The 1,364-nt window shown below is 34.0% G+C and carries 1 protein-coding gene and 1 pseudogene; both read left to right on the forward strand.

From position 1 onward, the window contains the following. Positions 1 to 347: pseudogene (locus AC1DG9_RS27085) on the forward strand (TonB-dependent receptor); the annotation flags it as partial. 50 nt (positions 348 to 397) lie between these two features. Then, a partial coding sequence (gene serC, locus AC1DG9_RS27090; protein WP_477635697.1) for a 3-phosphoserine/phosphohydroxythreonine transaminase occupies positions 398 to 1,364 on the forward strand: 967 nt, incomplete at its 3' end.

Consider the following 1,364-nt stretch of genomic DNA (forward strand, 5'->3'; position numbering starts at 1 on the left):
CCTATAAAGTACATTTAAATATGATGTATGGTTCTAAATTGCCGGTAGGAGCACCTCTTACACGTCGTTATTCTGATAATTTTAATATCCCTGCTTATAAGCGTGTGGATATTGGATTTTCTAAAGATTTTTTAGACGATGCCGGACTAAAAAAACCGAGGTTACTGGATAAATATTTTAGTTCGTTTTCTGCTCATTTAGAGGTATTTAATTTGTTAAATATTAACAATACGGTTTCATATTTATGGCTTAAGGATGTAGATAACGTACAATATGCTATTCCTAATTATTTAACTGGCAGGCAACTAAATTTGAAATTGATTATAAAGTTCAAGAATTCGAAATAATAAATAATATAAAACTGTTACATTTACAAGCATTAAAAATCACTATAAAAATGAGACACAATTTCGGCGCAKGCCCCTGTATTTTACCTCAGGAAGTATTTAAGCAAGCAGCACAAGCAGTTCTAGATTTTAAGGATGGTTTATCCATTCTGGAGATCTCTCATCGCACATCTGAATTTGAAGGTGTGGTAGCAGAAACAGAAAAATTAGTTAAGGAATTATTAAATGTACCTTCCGGATATTCTGTTTTATTTTTACAAGGCGGTGCTAGTTTGCAGTTTGCAATGGTTCCAATGAACTTATTACCTGAAGGAAAAACTGCCAGTTATCTGGAAACAGGCGTTTGGGCAAACAAGGCTATTAAAGAAGTATCTACTTTTGGTAAAGCAAACATTGTTGCTTCTTCAAAAGAATCAAACTTTACCTTTATTCCTAAAGATTATAGTATTCCAGAAGACAGTGCTTATTTCCACTTCACTTCTAACAATACTATTTACGGAACAGAAATGTTCAGCGTACCTAAAACCAGTATCCCTGTAGTTTGCGATATGTCTTCGGATATCATGAGCAGGGTTATTGATGTTTCCCAATATGATTTGATCTATGCAGGAGCTCAAAAAAATATCGGTCCGGCTGGTTTAACAGTAGTAATTGTTAAAGATGAGATCTTAGGTAAATCAGGCAGAAAGGTACCTTCTATGCTTGACTATAAAGTGCATATCGATGGTGGTTCTATGTATAACACTCCTCCGGTATTTTCTATATATGTAGCGATGCTTAACTTAAGATGGTTAAAATCTAAAGGAGGCGTTGCTGAAATTGAAAAAGAAAATATAGCAAAAGCCAGAGCTTTATATACTGAGATTGACAGAAACCCTTTGTTTAAAGGAACTTGTGCTGTTGAAGATCGCTCTAGAATGAATGTTTGTTTTGTAATGGAAAACCCAGAGCTTGAAAAACCATTCTTGAAATATGCTGAAGAAAATGGAATTGAAGGTATTAAAGGACATAGAAGTG

Source organism: Pedobacter sp. 05L430, from assembly GCF_056397585.1.